General features: G+C 73.1%; 14 protein-coding genes. 7 read left to right on the top strand and 7 right to left on the bottom strand.

The genetic code is table 11. The features are described 5' to 3' along the window. The first annotated feature begins 89 nt into the window (after positions 1 to 89). Positions 90 to 1,094, top strand: coding sequence for a porphobilinogen synthase (gene hemB, locus ACIRR8_RS26450; RefSeq protein WP_404069382.1), 1,005 nt, complete (start codon positions 90 to 92; stop codon positions 1,092 to 1,094). Positions 1,095 to 1,103: 9 nt separating this feature from the next. Here the strand turns inward: hemB and ACIRR8_RS26445 are convergent, their stop codons facing one another. The 5 genes from ACIRR8_RS26445 to ACIRR8_RS26425 form a co-directional block, all read right to left on the bottom strand. Then, on the bottom strand, positions 1,104 to 1,580 hold the full coding sequence (locus ACIRR8_RS26445) for a hypothetical protein (protein WP_404069381.1): 477 nt from the start codon (positions 1,578 to 1,580) through the stop codon (positions 1,104 to 1,106). A gap of 132 nt (positions 1,581 to 1,712) precedes the next feature. Further along, positions 1,713 to 3,776, bottom strand: a complete 2,064-nt coding sequence (locus ACIRR8_RS26440; RefSeq protein ID WP_404069379.1) for a hypothetical protein — start codon at positions 3,774 to 3,776, stop codon at positions 1,713 to 1,715. Further along, on the bottom strand, positions 3,755 to 4,588 hold the full coding sequence (locus ACIRR8_RS26435; protein WP_404069377.1) for a DUF4253 domain-containing protein: 834 nt from the start codon (positions 4,586 to 4,588) through the stop codon (positions 3,755 to 3,757). The genes ACIRR8_RS26440 and ACIRR8_RS26435 overlap by 22 nt, the downstream gene beginning before the upstream one ends. Positions 4,589 to 4,671: 83 nt before the next feature. After that, positions 4,672 to 5,019 carry an NIPSNAP family protein gene (locus ACIRR8_RS26430; RefSeq protein WP_404069375.1) on the bottom strand — a complete coding sequence of 116 codons (348 nt, stop codon included), beginning with the start codon at positions 5,017 to 5,019 and terminating at the stop codon, positions 4,672 to 4,674. A 115-nt stretch (positions 5,020 to 5,134) separates the two neighbouring features. Continuing rightward, a complete protein-coding gene (locus tag ACIRR8_RS26425) occupies positions 5,135 to 6,070 on the bottom strand; it encodes a helix-turn-helix domain-containing protein (RefSeq protein WP_404069373.1) in 936 nt (311 codons plus the stop codon). A gap of 128 nt (positions 6,071 to 6,198) precedes the next feature. On the opposite strand from ACIRR8_RS26425, the gene ACIRR8_RS26420 reads away from it, so the two are divergent. Continuing rightward, entirely contained in the window at positions 6,199 to 7,242 is a 1,044-nt protein-coding gene (locus ACIRR8_RS26420; protein ID WP_404069371.1) for a saccharopine dehydrogenase family protein, read from the top strand. A gap of 224 nt (positions 7,243 to 7,466) precedes the next feature. Next, positions 7,467 to 8,033, top strand: a complete 567-nt coding sequence (locus tag ACIRR8_RS26415; RefSeq protein WP_404069369.1) for a dihydrofolate reductase family protein — start codon at positions 7,467 to 7,469, stop codon at positions 8,031 to 8,033. 234 nt (positions 8,034 to 8,267) lie between these two features. On the opposite strand, the gene ACIRR8_RS26410 is transcribed toward ACIRR8_RS26415, so the two are convergent. Next, the gene (locus tag ACIRR8_RS26410) at positions 8,268 to 8,954 is read right to left on the bottom strand and encodes a DUF4232 domain-containing protein (RefSeq protein ID WP_404069367.1); all 687 of its coding nucleotides are present in this window, start codon (positions 8,952 to 8,954) and stop codon (positions 8,268 to 8,270) included. Between the two features lie 217 nt (positions 8,955 to 9,171). On the opposite strand from ACIRR8_RS26410, the gene ACIRR8_RS26405 reads away from it, so the two are divergent. Beyond that, complete coding sequence (locus ACIRR8_RS26405; protein WP_404069366.1) at positions 9,172 to 10,536, top strand: helix-turn-helix domain-containing protein; 1,365 nt, start codon at positions 9,172 to 9,174, stop codon at positions 10,534 to 10,536. Positions 10,537 to 10,714: 178 nt separating this feature from the next. Here ACIRR8_RS26405 and ACIRR8_RS26400 read toward each other — a convergent pair whose 3' ends face one another. Then, positions 10,715 to 12,640 (bottom strand): CoA transferase, encoded by a 1,926-nt coding sequence (locus ACIRR8_RS26400; protein WP_404069364.1) that lies wholly within the window; start codon positions 12,638 to 12,640, stop codon positions 10,715 to 10,717. A gap of 348 nt (positions 12,641 to 12,988) precedes the next feature. Here ACIRR8_RS26400 and ACIRR8_RS26395 point away from each other — a divergent pair, with 348 nt between their 5' ends. The 3 genes from ACIRR8_RS26395 to ACIRR8_RS26385 all read left to right on the top strand — a co-directional run bounded on the left by ACIRR8_RS26395 (position 12,989) and on the right by ACIRR8_RS26385 (position 14,969). Continuing rightward, positions 12,989 to 14,239, top strand: coding sequence for a phosphatidylserine/phosphatidylglycerophosphate/cardiolipin synthase family protein (locus tag ACIRR8_RS26395; protein WP_404069362.1), 1,251 nt, complete (start codon positions 12,989 to 12,991; stop codon positions 14,237 to 14,239). Between the two features lie 138 nt (positions 14,240 to 14,377). Beyond that, complete coding sequence (locus ACIRR8_RS26390) at positions 14,378 to 14,818, top strand: hypothetical protein (protein ID WP_404069360.1); 441 nt, start codon at positions 14,378 to 14,380, stop codon at positions 14,816 to 14,818. 28 nt (positions 14,819 to 14,846) lie between these two features. Further along, on the top strand, positions 14,847 to 14,969 hold the full coding sequence (locus tag ACIRR8_RS26385; protein WP_404069358.1) for a hypothetical protein: 123 nt from the start codon (positions 14,847 to 14,849) through the stop codon (positions 14,967 to 14,969). The last annotated feature ends 43 nt before the right edge of the window (positions 14,970 to 15,012 follow it).

Raw genomic sequence — 15,012 nt, 5'->3', positions numbered from 1 at the left:
CGCCCCGGGTCTGTCAGGGGCCCGTTCGCGTGCCTTTCCCGGCACGGGTGTCGGTAAGCGGGTGATGTGGGCGGGTCTATCGTCGAAGGATGACTGCGTACGGAAACTTCCCCGGCTCCCGCCCCCGGCGGCTGCGGACGACCCCGGCGATGCGACGGATGGTCGCCGAGACCCGGCTCGACCCGGCGAACCTGATCCTCCCCGCGTTCGTACGGGAGGGTATCGACGCCCCGGTCGCCATCTCGGCCATGCCCGGCGTGCACCAGCACACCCTGGACACCCTGCGGAAGGCGGCCGTCGAGGCGGTCTCGGCGGGGGTCTCGGGGATCATGCTCTTCGGGGTTCCGGAGGACGCGAAGAAGGACAGCCGGGGCACGGCGGGCACCGACCCGGACGGCATCCTCCAGCTCGGGCTGCGGGCGGTGCGAGAGGAGGTCGGGGACGACCTGGTGGTCATGTCGGACCTGTGCCTGGACGAGTACACGGACCACGGGCACTGCGGGGTCCTGGACGCCGACGGGCGTGTGGACAATGACGCGACCCTGGAGCGGTACGCGGAGATGGCGCAGGTCCAGGCGGACGCCGGGGCCCATGTGGTGGGGCCCAGCGGGATGATGGACGGCCAGGTCGGGGTGGTCCGCGACGCGCTGGACCAGACCGGGTACGAGGACGTGTCGATCCTCGCCTACACCGCGAAGTACAGCTCCGCCTTCTACGGCCCCTTCCGCGAGGCCGTCGGCTCCTCGCTCACCGGCGACCGCAAGACCTACCAGCAGGACCCGGCCAACGCCCGTGAGTCGCTGCGGGAGCTGGCGCTGGACCTGGAGGAGGGCGCCGACATGGTGATGGTGAAGCCCGCCGGACCGTATCTGGACATCCTCGCCAAGGTCGCGGAGTCGGTGGACGTGCCGGTCGCGGCGTACCAGATCAGCGGCGAGTACGCGATGATCGAGGCCGCCGCCGAGAAGGGCTGGATCGACCGGGAGAAGGCGATCCTGGAGAGCCTGACCGGGATCCGGCGGGCCGGGGCGCAGATGATCCTCACCTACTGGGCGACCGAGGTCGCCCAGTGGCTCGGGCGGGGCCGGGACTGAGCGTCGTCCTCAGGGGCTGCCGGCTCCGGTCTCCTGGAGCCGGTGGGCCTCCTTGATGGAGAACCGGGCGCTGTCCCGTACGAGCGGGTCCTGGTCCGCGCGGGCCGTGGAGTCCAGGGCCATCGCGACGAGCGGGTCGGAGGTGTAAGGCGCCAGCGACATCGCCGCGTACTGGCGGACCAGGTCCTCCTCCGGCTCCCGCAGCGCGGTGAGGAGGGCGCGGCCCGCGCGGCGGCGGAGGTCGGGGTCGTCCGGGGGCCAGACCCGCAGGACGGTGGCGCTCTCGACGCGGGCGAGGCCGTACTCCTCCGCGTCGGCGACCACCGAGACGAGGAACGGCAGCGCCTGCGCGTTGGCGTCCAGCTCGGTGATGATCTCGCGCTTGCGGTCACTGCCCGGGGGCAGTGCGCGGTACTCGGCTATCAGGCGTTCGGCGGCTTCGGCCGCTGCGGCGGCTGCCGTGGTCGGGCGGTGCGTGTCGTTCATGGGGGTGGACACTTTCTGTCAGGGCCAGTCGACCTGTGCCATGAATGCTACGAAAGTGACCATCGCGGTGGCGGGTGCGGCCAGTGACGGGCCCACGCGGCGGGGGTGGGGCGCTCGCGTGGGCAGCGGGGCTCAGCCGGCCGCCGGCAGGTCCGTCGGTTCGCCTGTCCTCGCGGCGAGCCAGGTGTGGGCCGCGCTGCGTTCGCCTTCGGTGAGCGGTGGGCGGACCTGGTCCGGGTGGCGGATGACGTAGTGCTCGCCTGCCGCCTTCAGGCCGATCGCGCGGGCCTCGGCGGAGAGGCGGGGGTCGTCCGCCACCTCTTGGGCACGCCGCCACCAGCTGTGGCTGCGCGGGTCGACGGCGTAGTGCCAGAGCGGCTGGGCGGGGTCGGCCACGCCGATCAGGACCCGGTGCAACACGTACTCCCGGATGCCCGGTTCGCCGATGAGTCGCTCGGCGACGTGCAGTGGGTGGGTGCCGTCGAGGCGGGCGCGGAGCAGGACCCAGGTCATCAGGTGGCCGGTGTCATGGCCGCCGGAGACGACGAACTCCCACAGCTCGGCGGCCCTTTCCTCGGCGGTCTTCGCCTGTGCGTGGGCGCCGAGGTGGGTGAGGAGGCGGAGCGGTGCCTTCCAGAGCGGCTTGGGCTTCGCCCACCAGGACAGCAGCTCGTCGGCGGCCGGGTGCGCGAGGTCCTGGGCGAGGCAGGTGAGGGTGACCAGCGGGTGGCGCCACTCGGTGTAGGTGGTGCGGTACTGCTTGGCCAGCTCCTTCTTCCAGCGCGGCAGGAGGGCTCGCAGTTCGGTTTCGGTGGCCTGGCCGTGGGCGTGGAGCAGCTCCAGGCAGAAGGCGATGCCCTGGACGCCGGTGGCGGGGTCGGCGAGGCGGTCGCGCAGCCAGTGGACGTCGGCGGGGGAGAGTGTGCGGTAGCGGTGCCAGAGGTCGCCGAGTGCGCCTTCGTGGGTGGTGAGGTCCGGGCCGGTGCCGGCGAGGAGGCCGTCGCGGGCGGCCTCGTACCGGTCGGCGGCGGCGAGCGCGTCGGCCGCTTCGGGACCGGTGTGCCGGGCGGCCTCCTCGCGTACGCGGGTGAGGTGGTCGTACGCCGCGTGCGCGGCCGCCACGCGGAGTGGGCGCGGCAGGCGGTCGTCGGTGGTGAGGCGGACGGTGGTGAGGGCGGCGAACGCCTGGGCGGCGGCGCGGTCCGCCTCCGGGTGGGTGGCGCGCCGGTCGTTGGTGACGGCGGTGCGGAGGGCGGTCAGCAGGGCGACTTGGGCCAATTCCCGAGGAGCCCCGGTGAGTTGGTCGGTGAGCTGGTCGGAGAGCGTACGGGCCGCCTGGTGCGGGTCCGGTTCGTGGAGCGCGCGGTACGTGTGGAACCAGGCGGGGACGGCGCTGTCGTGACCGGCCAGGGCCATCGCGCGCAAGGCGGCCAAGGCCTGCGGGGACGGGTGCTCGGTGAGGGTCTCCGCCGCGGCCGGGCCCAGAGCGGCGGCCATGTCCCAGGCCTCCTCCCGCTCCTGACGCAGCAGCGCGTGCAGGACGGGCCACCAGCCGGGCCAGGCGGAGAGCCGGCCGGCGTACTCCTCCTGCCAGGCGGCCAGCAGCCGTGACGTCTCGTCCGGTGTCAGCGCCCGCCGCAGCTCCAGCGCGGCGGCGAACCCCGCCACCCGGTCAGCCTCCACCGGTCCGGCCAGCCGGTCGTGCAGCCACCGCTCCTCGGGCCCGGTCAGCGGGGCGGGCGAGCCGTGGTGGCGGGATGTGCCGAGCCGGTCGAGGAGTTGGCGAACTCCGGCCTCGTCCTGCGGGTCGGGCAGCCCGTCGGCGTCCGCCGCCGTCACCCGGTCCAGCTGGAAGGCGCCTCGCGGGCCGCCGTTGACGATCCGGTAGCCGTCCGGGCCGACCCCGAGACCGGCGGCGACCGTGGCGTGGTCGCCGCCCCAGTGCAGGTACAGCGCGCCGGTGAGCGCGCCGGAGCGGTCGAAGGCGGCGTGGGACTGCCAGTGCCAGTACGCGAAGGAGGCGTCCGGGCCGATACCCCGGGCGGCGAACAGCTCGGCCGCGTCCTCATGGCCGTCGGACTGGGTGTAGCGGCCGCGGGTCGGCGGTGGCAGTGCGACGAAGCCGTCGCCGCCGAGCGTGCGCCACCAGGCCCTGATCCTGCTGAGGTCTGTGTTCAGTCCCACCAGAACGACCACGCTTCCTGGTTGAGGACCGCCTTCTCCGCGTAGACGTCGAGGTCGTACGGCGGGGACTGGTCGATGTTGTCCGGGCAGAAGGCGTAGTGCTCGGCGGCCAGCGCGCGGGCCTCGGCCAGGGTGGTCGGCGGGCGGCCCACGGAGACGGTCATGGTGTCGAAGCCGAGCGCCACCACCCGGGCGTCGTACCGGTCCTCCCAGGAGCGGAGCACCGCGCAGAGCCGGGCCACGTCGTTCTCGTGGTTCACCGGGCCGGACCAGCCGATCGCCGCCGGTATGTCGGCGCTGCGGCGGGCCGGGACGAGGGCGATGCGGGCTCCGCCGAGCGAGTCGTCCGCGGCGGCGGCGATCACGCCCGCGAGGCCCGCGGCCGCCGTGTCCGCGTCCTCCGCCGCCTCCCGGGCGGGAACGGGCGCGAGGCCGGGCCAGGACGAGCCGGGGCCCGGGGCGTCCTCCTCGGCTGCCGCGCCGTCACCGGTCTCGTCGTCAGCGTGGTCGACGTGGTCCGCCCAGTACCCCGCGAGAACCTCCTCGGCGTCGTGGTCGCCCGGATACGACGTGCCGTCCGGGCAGAGGTCCCACTCCTCGGGCCACTGGTCCCGGTGGCCGCCCGTGACCAGCACCGGCAGCAGCCCGACCCGCCGCCCGGCCGCCCGCAGGTCCGCCCAGTCGCCCGGGGCCGCCGGGCCGTGCGCGTACCAGAGCAACGGCTCGGGCCAGGGGCCGTCCAGCGTGGCGTCCACCAGGGAGCCGGGCGGGAGGTCCAGGCCGGAGGCGGCCGGATCGGGCAGAGGGTTCGGGAGCGTCGCCATGGTGGGGAGCTTAAGCGGCGGCACTGACAACGAGCCGGGCGGTGACGTCGGCCGGACGACGGGGGCGGCTGCGGGGCGGACACCTAGGGCGTGGGGCTGGACTCCGTGAGGCCGCCGGCCAGGTCGCCCGGGAGCAGCGGGCGCATGAAGGTGCGCTCGTACCGCAGTACGCAGCCGCTCTCGTCCCGGATGCGGTCCGCCTCGATGAACTCGGGGTCCCGGCCGAAGAGCCGCCGGTACTCCTCGTACGCGGCCAGGCTCGGGAAGCTGAACAAGGCCAGCGCCTCGTCGCTCGCGCCCTCCGCCGGGAGGAAGTAGCCGTGGTGCGTGCCGCCGTGGGCCTGCACCAGTTCCATCCAGCGGGTGCCGAACCGCTCAAAGGCCGCGATCTTCTTGGGGTCGATGGTGTACCGCACGACGCAGGTGATCACGTGCCCAGGCTAGGGCCAGAAGTCGCGCGGCAGGCGGCAGTTCGACGACAGGCCCTGGGCCGCCATCCGTGTGCCGAGACCGTTCGATCGGCCGCCGCGCCCTTGGTGCGGCCCTTCAGGGGCGGAAGGTACGGCGGTAGGTGTCGGGTGGGACGCCGACGCTGCGGTGGAAGTGGCGGCGCAAGGTCGTGGCGGTGCCCATGCCGGTGGCCGCCGCGATGGTCTCCACGGTCGCGTCGGTGGTCTCCAGCAACTCTTGGGCGTGGCGAATGCGCTGGGAGTGGAGCCATTGCAGTGGCGTGGTGCCGGCGAGGTGCTTGAAGTGGCGGCTGAGGTGGCGTGAGCTCATGCGGGCCTGGCGGGCCAGGTCCTCCACGGTCAGCGGCTGGTCCAGCCGCTCCAGCGCCCAGGGGAAGAGCTCGCCCAAGGGATGGTTGCCCGGGGCGGGGAGGGGGGCGGCGATGAACTGGGCCTGCCCGCCGTCGCGGTGGGGTGGGATGACCAGGCGCCGGGCGATCTTGTTGGCGATGGCCGAGCCATGGTCGAGGCGGACCAGGTGCAGGCACAGGTCCATGGCGGCGGCCTTGCCCGCGGAGGTGAGGACATCGCCGTTGTCGACGTAGAGGACGTCCGGATCGACGGTGGCCGCCGGGTGGCGCCGGGCCAGTTCCCGCGTGTGGGCCCAGTGTGTGGTGGCGCGCCTGCCGTCCAGCAGTCCTGCCGCGCCCAGGACGAAGGCGCCCGTGCACAGTGAGGCCACGCGGGCACCGGCCGCGTGGGCCGCACGGACCGCCGCGACCAGCTCAGCGGGCGGGTCGCGGTCGGTGTCGGCCCAGCCCGGGATGATCACTGTGTCCGCGCGTACGAGGTGGTCGAGTCCGTGGTCGGGTTCCAGGCGGAAGCGGTCGACGTGCACCGGACCGCTCCCGCAGAGGGAGAAGTCGTACCAGGGGTCCACGATGTGGGTCAGGTCGGTTCCGAAGACCTCGACCGCCACGGACAGTTCGTAGTGGAGCATGCCGTCGGTGACGGCCAGCGCAACAGCGGGCATGTCCGAAACTGTACGTGGCCTGTCGTTTCCGACGCTCGTGCGGGGTGCCGCCGGAGGGACAGGATGAGGCTGTCAGGCCGCGGCGGATCAGTCCCGCGGCGGGTGTTCGCGTACACGGGAGCGGTCTCATGGGGTCAGGTCAACTGGTGGCGGTGTTCGGCGCTTACGGTCACACCGGGCGGTTCGTGGTCGCGGAGCTGGCCGCGCGTGGGTTCGTCCCGGTGCTGTCCGGGCGCAACGTGCGGACCTTGGAGGAGCTGGCGCACGAGCACGGCCTTGAGGCCAGGGTGGCGTCGGTCGACGACCCGGCCTCGCTGGACCGGGCCCTGGCGGGAACGGCGGCGGTCATCAACTGCGCCGGCCCCTTCGCGTCGACCGCCGGCCCGGTGATCGAGGCCGCGCTCCGCGCGAAGATCCCCTACCTGGACGTGGCCGCAGAGCTTGAGGCCAACCTCGACACCTTCGCCCACTACCGTGAGCGGGCCCGGGATGAGGCAGCGGTGATCGTTCCGGCCATGGCCTTCTTCGGAGGCCTCGGTGACCTGCTGGCCACCGCCGCGATGGGCGACTGGACCGAAGCCGACGAGGCACACATCGCCTACGGGCTCAGCAACTGGCACCCCACCGCCGGTACCCGGCTCTCGGGTGCGGTCTCCCGCGAGCGACGCGGCGATCACCGCCTGCGCTACAGCGGCGGGCAGTGGGAGCACCGCACCGACGCCGCGCCCATCCGGGAGTGGGCCTTCCCGGAACCGATGGGACCCCGGCCGGTGATCGGGGAGTTCACCATGGCGGACGTCGTCACCGTCCCCCAGCACCTCTCCATCCCCGATGTGACCACCTACATGACCACCGAAGCGGCCCGAGACGTCGCGGCCCCCCACACGCCGGCCCCGACCCCCGCCGACGGGAGCGGGCGCTCGGACCAGACCTTCCTCGTCGACGTCGTCGTCCGCTCCGGCGGAGTCGAACGCCGGGCCACGGCGGCCGGGCAGGACATCTACGCCGTCACCGCGCCCCTCGTCACCGAGGCCCTTGAGCGCGTCCTGACCGGCCGGACCAGGGCCATCGGCGTCGTCTCCGCCGGCGAGATCTTCGACGCCCCCGACTTCCTGCACGCGCTCGACCCGCACATCACACTCGATCTGCACCCGCAGAAGCAGAACGCCTGACCCGAGCCCTTCGTCCGGCCGTCGGACGTGCGCCCTCAGCGAGCAGTGACGCCACAGGTCTCGGCGTCCTCGTTCGATTCCCTCACCGGCACAGGTGCTGCCCGAACTCGCGAACAGGGCCAGCAGGGTCCATTTACCGGTGGACGCGGTGCGGGAGGCGTATCTTCGAGCCCCGTTGTGCGCCGCCCGGTCACCGCCGCCGGGCCGATCCGGCAGGAGCCGCCGTGAACAGGATCATCACGTCCATCTCGCTCTCCCTCGACGGGTTCTTCGAGGGGCCCGACCGCGACATCGACTGGCACACCGTCGACGAGGAACTGCACCAGCACTTCAACGACTACTTCCGGACCATGGGCGGCTTCGTCGAGGGGCGCGTCACCTATGAGCTGATGGAGGAGTTCTGGCCGACCGCCGATCAGGACCCGGCCAACGAAGGTGTGATGGCCGAATTCGCGGGGATCTGGCGGGACACGCCGAAGTTCGTCTTCTCCCGGACGCTGGAGCGCGTGGGGCCGAACGCGACGCTGCTGCACGAGGTCGACCCCGAGCAGGTGCGCGGTCTGCGGGACGCCGCATCGGGGGATCTGGCGGTCGGCGGGGCGGAGCTGCTGGAGTCGTTCCGGCAGGCCGATCTGATCGACGAGTACCGGGTCTACGTCCACCCCGTCATCCTCGGCCGGGGCCGCCGCTTCTTCCGGGACGCCGAGGAGCGGCAGATGCTCCGGCTCATGGAGACCCGGACCTTCGGGAACGGGGTGGCGATGCTCCGCTACGAGGCGGTCCGGGGATGAGGCCCCCGGTGCTGAGCAGGGATGAGGGCCAGGCGGCGGCCGCGTAGGCGGCCAACGCCGACCAGGCCTGCGGCGCGACGTCGACGCGTTCTTACGCCGTCGCTTTCTGGAGTGCATAGGATCCCACTCCCACCCCGGGACCGCTTCACGCATGCGCGACCCGTAGCAACAAATGTGTACGGGTCGCGCACAGTTACCGCACGTCAGGAACTGGCCCGCGGTGTCCCGTCGGGCTCAGAACATCAGGGCGTTCTCGACGTCCGACTGCCAGTAGGTGACGAAGCCCCGGCTGTCGGTGTAGGTCTTCGCCGGGAGCTTCAGCGTGGACTCGCCCTTGGACTTGTTGTTCTTGTCGACCATGATCACGCCGAGGTTGTCGCTCCTGACCGGCTTGTCCTCACCGGGCTCGCCGAGCAGCGCGATGCCGGCGTACGCCTTCTCGCCGGGGGCGAGCGTGACGACCGCCTGCGGCTTGCTGTCGTCGAGGATCGGGTACACCGCCTGCGCGTCGTCGAAGCGGAGGAACGGCGCGTGGTAGGCGGAGCAGTCCGTGGAGCCGGTGTTGGTCACCGTGAGCAGCAGGTGGTTGATCGGGCGGCTCACCTTGGAGACCTTGACCGTGGAGTTCTTGGGCGTGCAGGCCGGGATCGCTGCCGCCTTCGGCGTCTGGCCGCCCGCGCGCTTCCCCTCGGCGGGGACGGTCTGCGTCTCGGGCGTGCCGGCCTCCGGCGCGTCCGTCGTCCGGGCCTTGCCGTCGGTGCTCGTCGCCGCGGGGGTCGTCACCGCGGGAGTCGCCGTCTCGGCGGAGCCGGCCGACCTGGTCCCCATGGCCTGGTCGTCGCCGCCGCAGGCGGTCAGCGAGAGGGCGGCCACGAGGGCGGCGGCGGTGAGTGCGGTGGTGCGGATGCGGTTGGTGCGCATGGCGGTGGTACTCCCCGTGTTCGGTACGTCAGTTCGCACGTCGGTCCGTGCTGCGGTCTGGTCCGAGCTTGTGGGGTGGCTGATTCCGGCCGCAACGCCCGGCGAACCATTGGGGATGCCGGAACGTCTACGCATACGGTGACCTGCGGGAATTCCGCGTCCCTGGAACGCCGTTCCGGGACGGACACAGGGACGGACACGGGAAGGGAACACCGTCGTGGCGACGCCGGAGGCCGAGCATTTCGCGGCCCTGCTGAAGGAACTGAAGGACCGTTCGGGGCGGAGCTACGGGGTGCTGGCCGGGAGACTGCACGTCAGTGCGTCGACGCTCCACCGGTACTGCAACGGTGACGCCGTACCCAACGAGTACGCCCCCGTCGAGCGGTTCGCCCGGCTGTGCGGGGCGGCGGGGGACGAGCTGGTGGAGGTGCACCGGCGGTGGATCGTGGCGGACGCGGCCCGGCGGCGGCCGTCGGTGGCAGGTTCGGAACCGGCAGCTCCGGTTCCGGCCAAGGTCGCGCCCGCGTCCTCCCCCTCGCCCGAACCCGAACCCGAACCCGAACCCGCACCCTCCACGGCCTCCACGGAGAGGCCCGAGCCGCCGGCGTCCTCCTGGGCCCGGCTCTCCCGGCGTACGCGGGTGCTCATCGCCGCCGCCGGGGCCGCCGCCCTCCTCGTGCCGACCACCGTCGTCGCCGCCGACCTCGTCGGGTCGCGGGCGGAGGACGGCGCGAGCGCCCCGGGCTCGGGGCCCCGGGCGGCGGACGACGACACCTTGACGCCGCCCGCCTCCACCGACCCCCGGCCCTCGGAGGGATCGGACTCCTCCGCACCGGGCGCCTCCCCGGCGCCGTCCGACACCTCCTCCACCGCCGCCCCCTCGGACGGGCCCGGCGCGCCCGCCATACCCACCGGCCCCGCCGAGAAGCAGCCCCAAGGCAGCCCGCGTACCGGCCTCGGCGCGCCGCCCGCCGTCACCATCTCCTCGTACAACTGGGATGAACCCTGCGGGCAGTTCTACCTGCTGGACCGGGGGCCGGAAGGCGTGGCCCCGCCGCCTCCGCCGCAGGACCGGCGGGGCTGGGCCCGGTCGTACGGCGGGGTCGACGCCGGGAACATGCTGCTCCAGCTGACCGTCCAGGGCACCTCGCGTGAGGCGGTCGTCCTGAAGGGCCTCTATGTGCGGGTGCTGTCCCGTAAGGCGCCGCTGCCCTGGTCGGCGTACCTGATGGGCAACGGCTGCGGCAGCAGCATCGTCCCGCAGACCTTCGCCTCCGACCTGGATACGGGCCACCCGATCATCACGCCCGTACCGGGGACGCAGGGCGACCGGACGATCCCGGCCAAGCCGTTCCCGTACAAGGTGTCGTCCGAGGACGTGGAGGTCCTCAACCTCGACATGAAGGCGCAGGGGTACGACGTGACCTGGTACCTGGAGCTGAAGTGGAGCAGCGGCGGGCGTGAGGGGGTGCTGCGGATCGACGACCACGGGAAGCCGTTCCGGACGAGCGGGATGCGCGGGCGGCCGATGTACACCTACGGCAACGACGAGGTGAAGTGGGAGCCGTACCAGCCGGGTTGAGCCGGCTGAGGGAGGGGCGGGCCGCTGTCCGTGGCAGCGGCCCGCCCCCGTTCGGATGGCCCCTCAGGAGGGCGTCGCGCCCCAGCGGCGGAGGTCGAGCGCCGGGTGCTGGGCGGTGCGTTGGTTCGTACGGGGGTGGTGGGCGGTGCGGCGGGCCGTACGGGAGCGGTGGCGGCGCTCACGAGAAGCTCCAGGGGGGTGTGGGCCGGGCGTAGCCGTCGTGGGTGAAGTACGGGGAGAGCGCGGGGTCCTGGGGAAGCGCGGCGAGGTCGGTGACCACCTCGCGGGCCGGGATCCCGGCCGGGTGGAAGCGGGCCCGCCAGGCGGCGGAGGGTGCGGTGGCGAGTTCGGCCGGGGTCGTCCCGGCTCCCGCGCCGACCGCGATCAGGCCGTCGGCGGTCGGCGCGACGAGACCGGCCGCCGCCGGTGCGGCCCCCGGCACCTCGTCCAGGCCGCGCAGCAGCGGCCGCAGCAGGACGCGGGAGGCGCCGAGCAGCGAGGAGTCGACGCGCAGCCGGCCGGTCGCCGCGCCCGACTCGCGGGCCAGCAGCGCCGCCAGGACCGATTCCGCCGCCAGGTGGCCGCCGAGGATGTCCAGCAGGGTCACCAGCGAAGGGGCCGGGGTGCCGTCGGGCGTCCGTACCGTGTCGGCGACGCCCGACCACGCCTGGACCATGGCGTCCGTCCCCGGCGGACGCGGCCCGTCCGGTGCGCGGTCCCAGGCGGAGGCCCAGGCGTAGACCAGCCCGGGACGGACGCGGGCCAGGTCCGCCTCGTCGAGCCGGAGCCGGGCCGCCTCGCCCGGCGCCCAGGTGTGCAGGAAGACGTCCGCCTCCGCCACGGTCTCCGCGACCGCGCGGCGCCCCGCCGCCGTACGGATGTCGATCTCGCGGACCTCCTTGCCCGCGTTGAGCACCGCGAACCGCGCCGAGATCCCGCCCGCCCGCGGTGCCGTCCCGCGCGCCGGGTCGCCGCCGGGCTGCTCGATCCGGATCACGTGCGCGCCGAGCGCCTGGAGTACGGAGGTGGCCAGCGGGCCCTGGACGTTCCGGGTGGACTCGACGACGCGCAGGCCGCCGAGCGGGAGCTGCGGGAAGCCGGTGTGGGGGCGGGCGGAGGTGTACGGGGGTGCCGGGAGGCCGCCGCGCTCGTCCCGGGGGAGTTCGCGCAGCTCCCAGGGGTCGTCGTCGTACCGTACGTCGCTGTCGGCGCGCCGGTCCGCGAGCGTGCGCAGGGCGCAGAGCCCCATGCCGGTCCGCTCGGCGATCAGGAGGAGGTCGGCGTAGCGGTGGCGGGCCGCGCACTGGGCCAGCGTCGTGATCAGCGGTGCGGCGGCTCGGGCGTGCCGGGCGGCGAAGGCCCGCCAGCTGTTCGCGATGTCCTTGGCCGGGGCGCCGACGGCCTTCCAGAAGTCGCGCCAGGGCTGGACTTCGAGCGCCTCCACCTCGAAACGCACCCCGTCGGCCGAGAGGAACGGCGGGCGGGCCGCGCGGCGGTAGGGCGGGCTCGGGACCTCCTCCGGCTCGTCCTCGGCCGTCGCTGCGGCCACGTACGGCCCCAGCGAGAAGAGGGCCGCCTCCACCACGCTGACCCGGGCCGAGCGGACCGGTACGCCGCGCAGGCCGGAGAGGGCGGCGGCCAGCAGGGCCTGGGTGGCGACGGTTCCGGCGACGGCGCCCAGGAAGTCGGCGCCGAGCGGGCGCGGGCCGCCGTTGGCCCGGCCGTGCAGCGCCATGAGCCCGGTCGCGGCCTGCGCGGTGGTCTCGTCGAAGGGGGCGGGGTCCCCGGCGGGCCAGCCCCGCAGCGTCAGCTCCGTGCCGCGCGCCCGGTGCGGGCCGCCGAGGACGATGACGCTCTCCGGGCCGGCCGTGGCGTACCGGTCCCGGGCCGCTCCCGCGCTCCCGCCCGGGTGCCGGGGGCCCGTGCCGGGGCCGAACCGGGCGCCGAGCCGGGTGAGGTGGTCGCGGACGACCTCGGTGGCCGTGGCGAGGCCGGCAGGCGGTGCGAGGTCCAGGTGGAGCTGGTGGCCGTCGAGCGGGAGGGCCTCGCTGGTGGTGAGCGGGGGGAGGGGCGGAAGCGGCGGGAGCGGTGGCGCGGATGTCAACGGGTCCTCCGGGGTGGTCCGGTGGCGGGCTGCGCGGCGTGTGTGCGGTGAGGGGTGGGCGGTGTGCGGTCGGCCGGCGCGGGTGGAATGGGCGGTGCGGGTCGGACGACTGGAGACGATTGTTGGTTAGGTTAGGCTAACCATACTCATCTTGGTGGTGAGGTGGAGGATTTCAGCCGGATCAGGCCGCGCGGCGGGGGAGTTGAGGCCAGGCGGGCGCGGAGGGCAGGGCGGGGGAGGAGTCATGCCCGTACTGGGGGGTACAGTCTCCGACGCCCTGGCAGCCCGTCCTGGTGCGGCGACGCTCCGGACAGCGGGCGGCCCCACCCCCGTACCCCCAGGTGACCGATGTCCGGCATAGCCGAAGCCTCCGAACGAGCCGAACAGGATCCGCGCGACCGTACGCGGACCGATCAGCGGGCGGATCTGGACCCGGATGTGTGCGAGAAGCGCTCCCTGCGGCTCAGACGCCGGCTGGAGCGGCTGATCGGGATCGCGGCGACGGAGGGGAACTCGCTGCTCCCGCTCCGTAACGGTGATCAGATCTTCGGTGCGATGCTGAAGGCGATCCGTGAGGCGGAGCACACCGTCGACATGATGACCTTCGTCTACTGGCGCGGCGACATCGCGAACGAGTTCGCCGAGGCGCTCGCCGAGCGGGCCCGGGCCGGTGTGCGGGTCCGGTTGATGCTGGACGGGTTCGGGTCGCGGCTGATCGAGAAGGACCAGCTGGACATGATGGACGAGGCCGGGGTGACGGTGGCCTGGTTCAGGAAGCCGCTCTACCTCTCGCCGCTCAAGCAGAACCACCGCTGCCACCGCAAGGTCCTCATCACCGACGAGTCCACCGCGTTCACCGGCGGCGTCGGGATAGCCGAGGAGTGGTGCGGCGACGCGCGGAACGAGCACGAGTGGCGGGACACCCACGTCCAGGTCCGCGGTCCCGCCGTGGACGGTCTTGCCGCCGCGTTCGCGCAGAACTGGGCCGAGTGCCAGGACGAACTGTTCGACGAGCGGGACCGGTTCGTGGCGAGCGACCACCACGGTGACGCGGTCGTCCAGGTCGTGCGCGGCTCCTCGTCCTTCGGCTGGCAGGACATGCAGACCCTGATGCGGGTCGTCCTGGAATCCGCCGAGGAGCGCATCCGCCTCACCACCGCCTACTTCGCGCCCGACGACTACTTCACCTCTCTGCTCTGCGCCGCCGCCCGGCGCGGGGTGGAGGTCGAGATCCTGCTGCCGGGCCCGCACACCGACAAGCGGGTCTGCCAGCTCGCCGGCCAGTGGCACTACGAGGAGCTGACGGCGTGCGGGGTGAAGATCTACCAGTACCAGCCCACGATGATGCACACCAAGACCGTCACCATCGACCGGGTCGCCTCGCTCATCGGCTCCACCAACTTCAACCGGCGCTCCCTCGAACATGACGAGGAGGTCATGCTCGCGGTCATGGACTGCGACTTCACCGACGCGCTCGACGCCCACTTCGACGAGGACCGCGAGAAGAGCGTGCAGATCGAGCGCGGCCGGTGGAAGCGGCGCGATGCCCTCCAGCGGGTGCGGGAGGCGGCCGTCGTGCCGATCCGCCGCTACCTCTGAGGCCGGGCGTCTCCTCAGGACCGGATTCGCGTGTGTGTCCGGAGCTGACCGGGCACGCGGCCGGACTTCGCGTGTGTGGCCGGAGGCTGACCGGGCAGGCGGGGAGAGCAGCGTCCGTCATGTGAAGGGAAAGGGCCCATGAGCGTCTCAGCCGACACCTCGCCCGCGTCAGCAGCCGCGGTGATCACCGAGCCCCTGCCCGACCTCCAGCTCCAGCTGCTCATCCAGCTGCTGGACGAGGACCCGCGCGCCGGCCTGCCCCTCACCCTCACCCACCCCGGCGGCCTGCTGCACGGCGACGCCATCGGCCATGAGCAGTGGAAGGCCGAGTGGGCCAGAAGCCTGCGCCAGGTCGAGGGCGAGGGCGCGAACCTGCTCGCCGAGTTCCCGGAGACCGTCGACCAGGGCGTACGGGAGCTGCACGGTCAGGAGCGGGACGCCGAGACGGCCCGGCTGCCGCGCTGGATCCACCTGCGGGACGTGACGCTCCTCGCCGGATCCATGAGCGCGGTCTCGCTGCCGCTGTGGCGCGGACGGCTCGCGGACGTGTCGGGGTGGGCGCTGGGGCGCCCGCAGTAGCCGGTCGGGTGGTTCCTGGGGTTGCGGTATGACCACCGACAACGGCTTGACCACCGGCACCCCGGAAACGCCCGTCACCTTCATCGACGTCTTCGAGACAGCCGCCGACGCTTTGGTCTACGACGTCGTCGTGGAGCTCACCGCGTCCTGAGGGGCGTCTGTCGTACGCGATCGGCCCCGGCACCTTCCGCAGG

The organism is Streptomyces sp. NPDC101178 (assembly GCF_044767965.1).
Classification (GTDB): Bacteria; Actinomycetota; Actinomycetes; order Streptomycetales; family Streptomycetaceae; genus Streptomyces.
The sequence above is the reverse complement of the archived record's forward strand: the minus strand, read 5'-3'. Positions and strand labels throughout refer to the sequence as shown.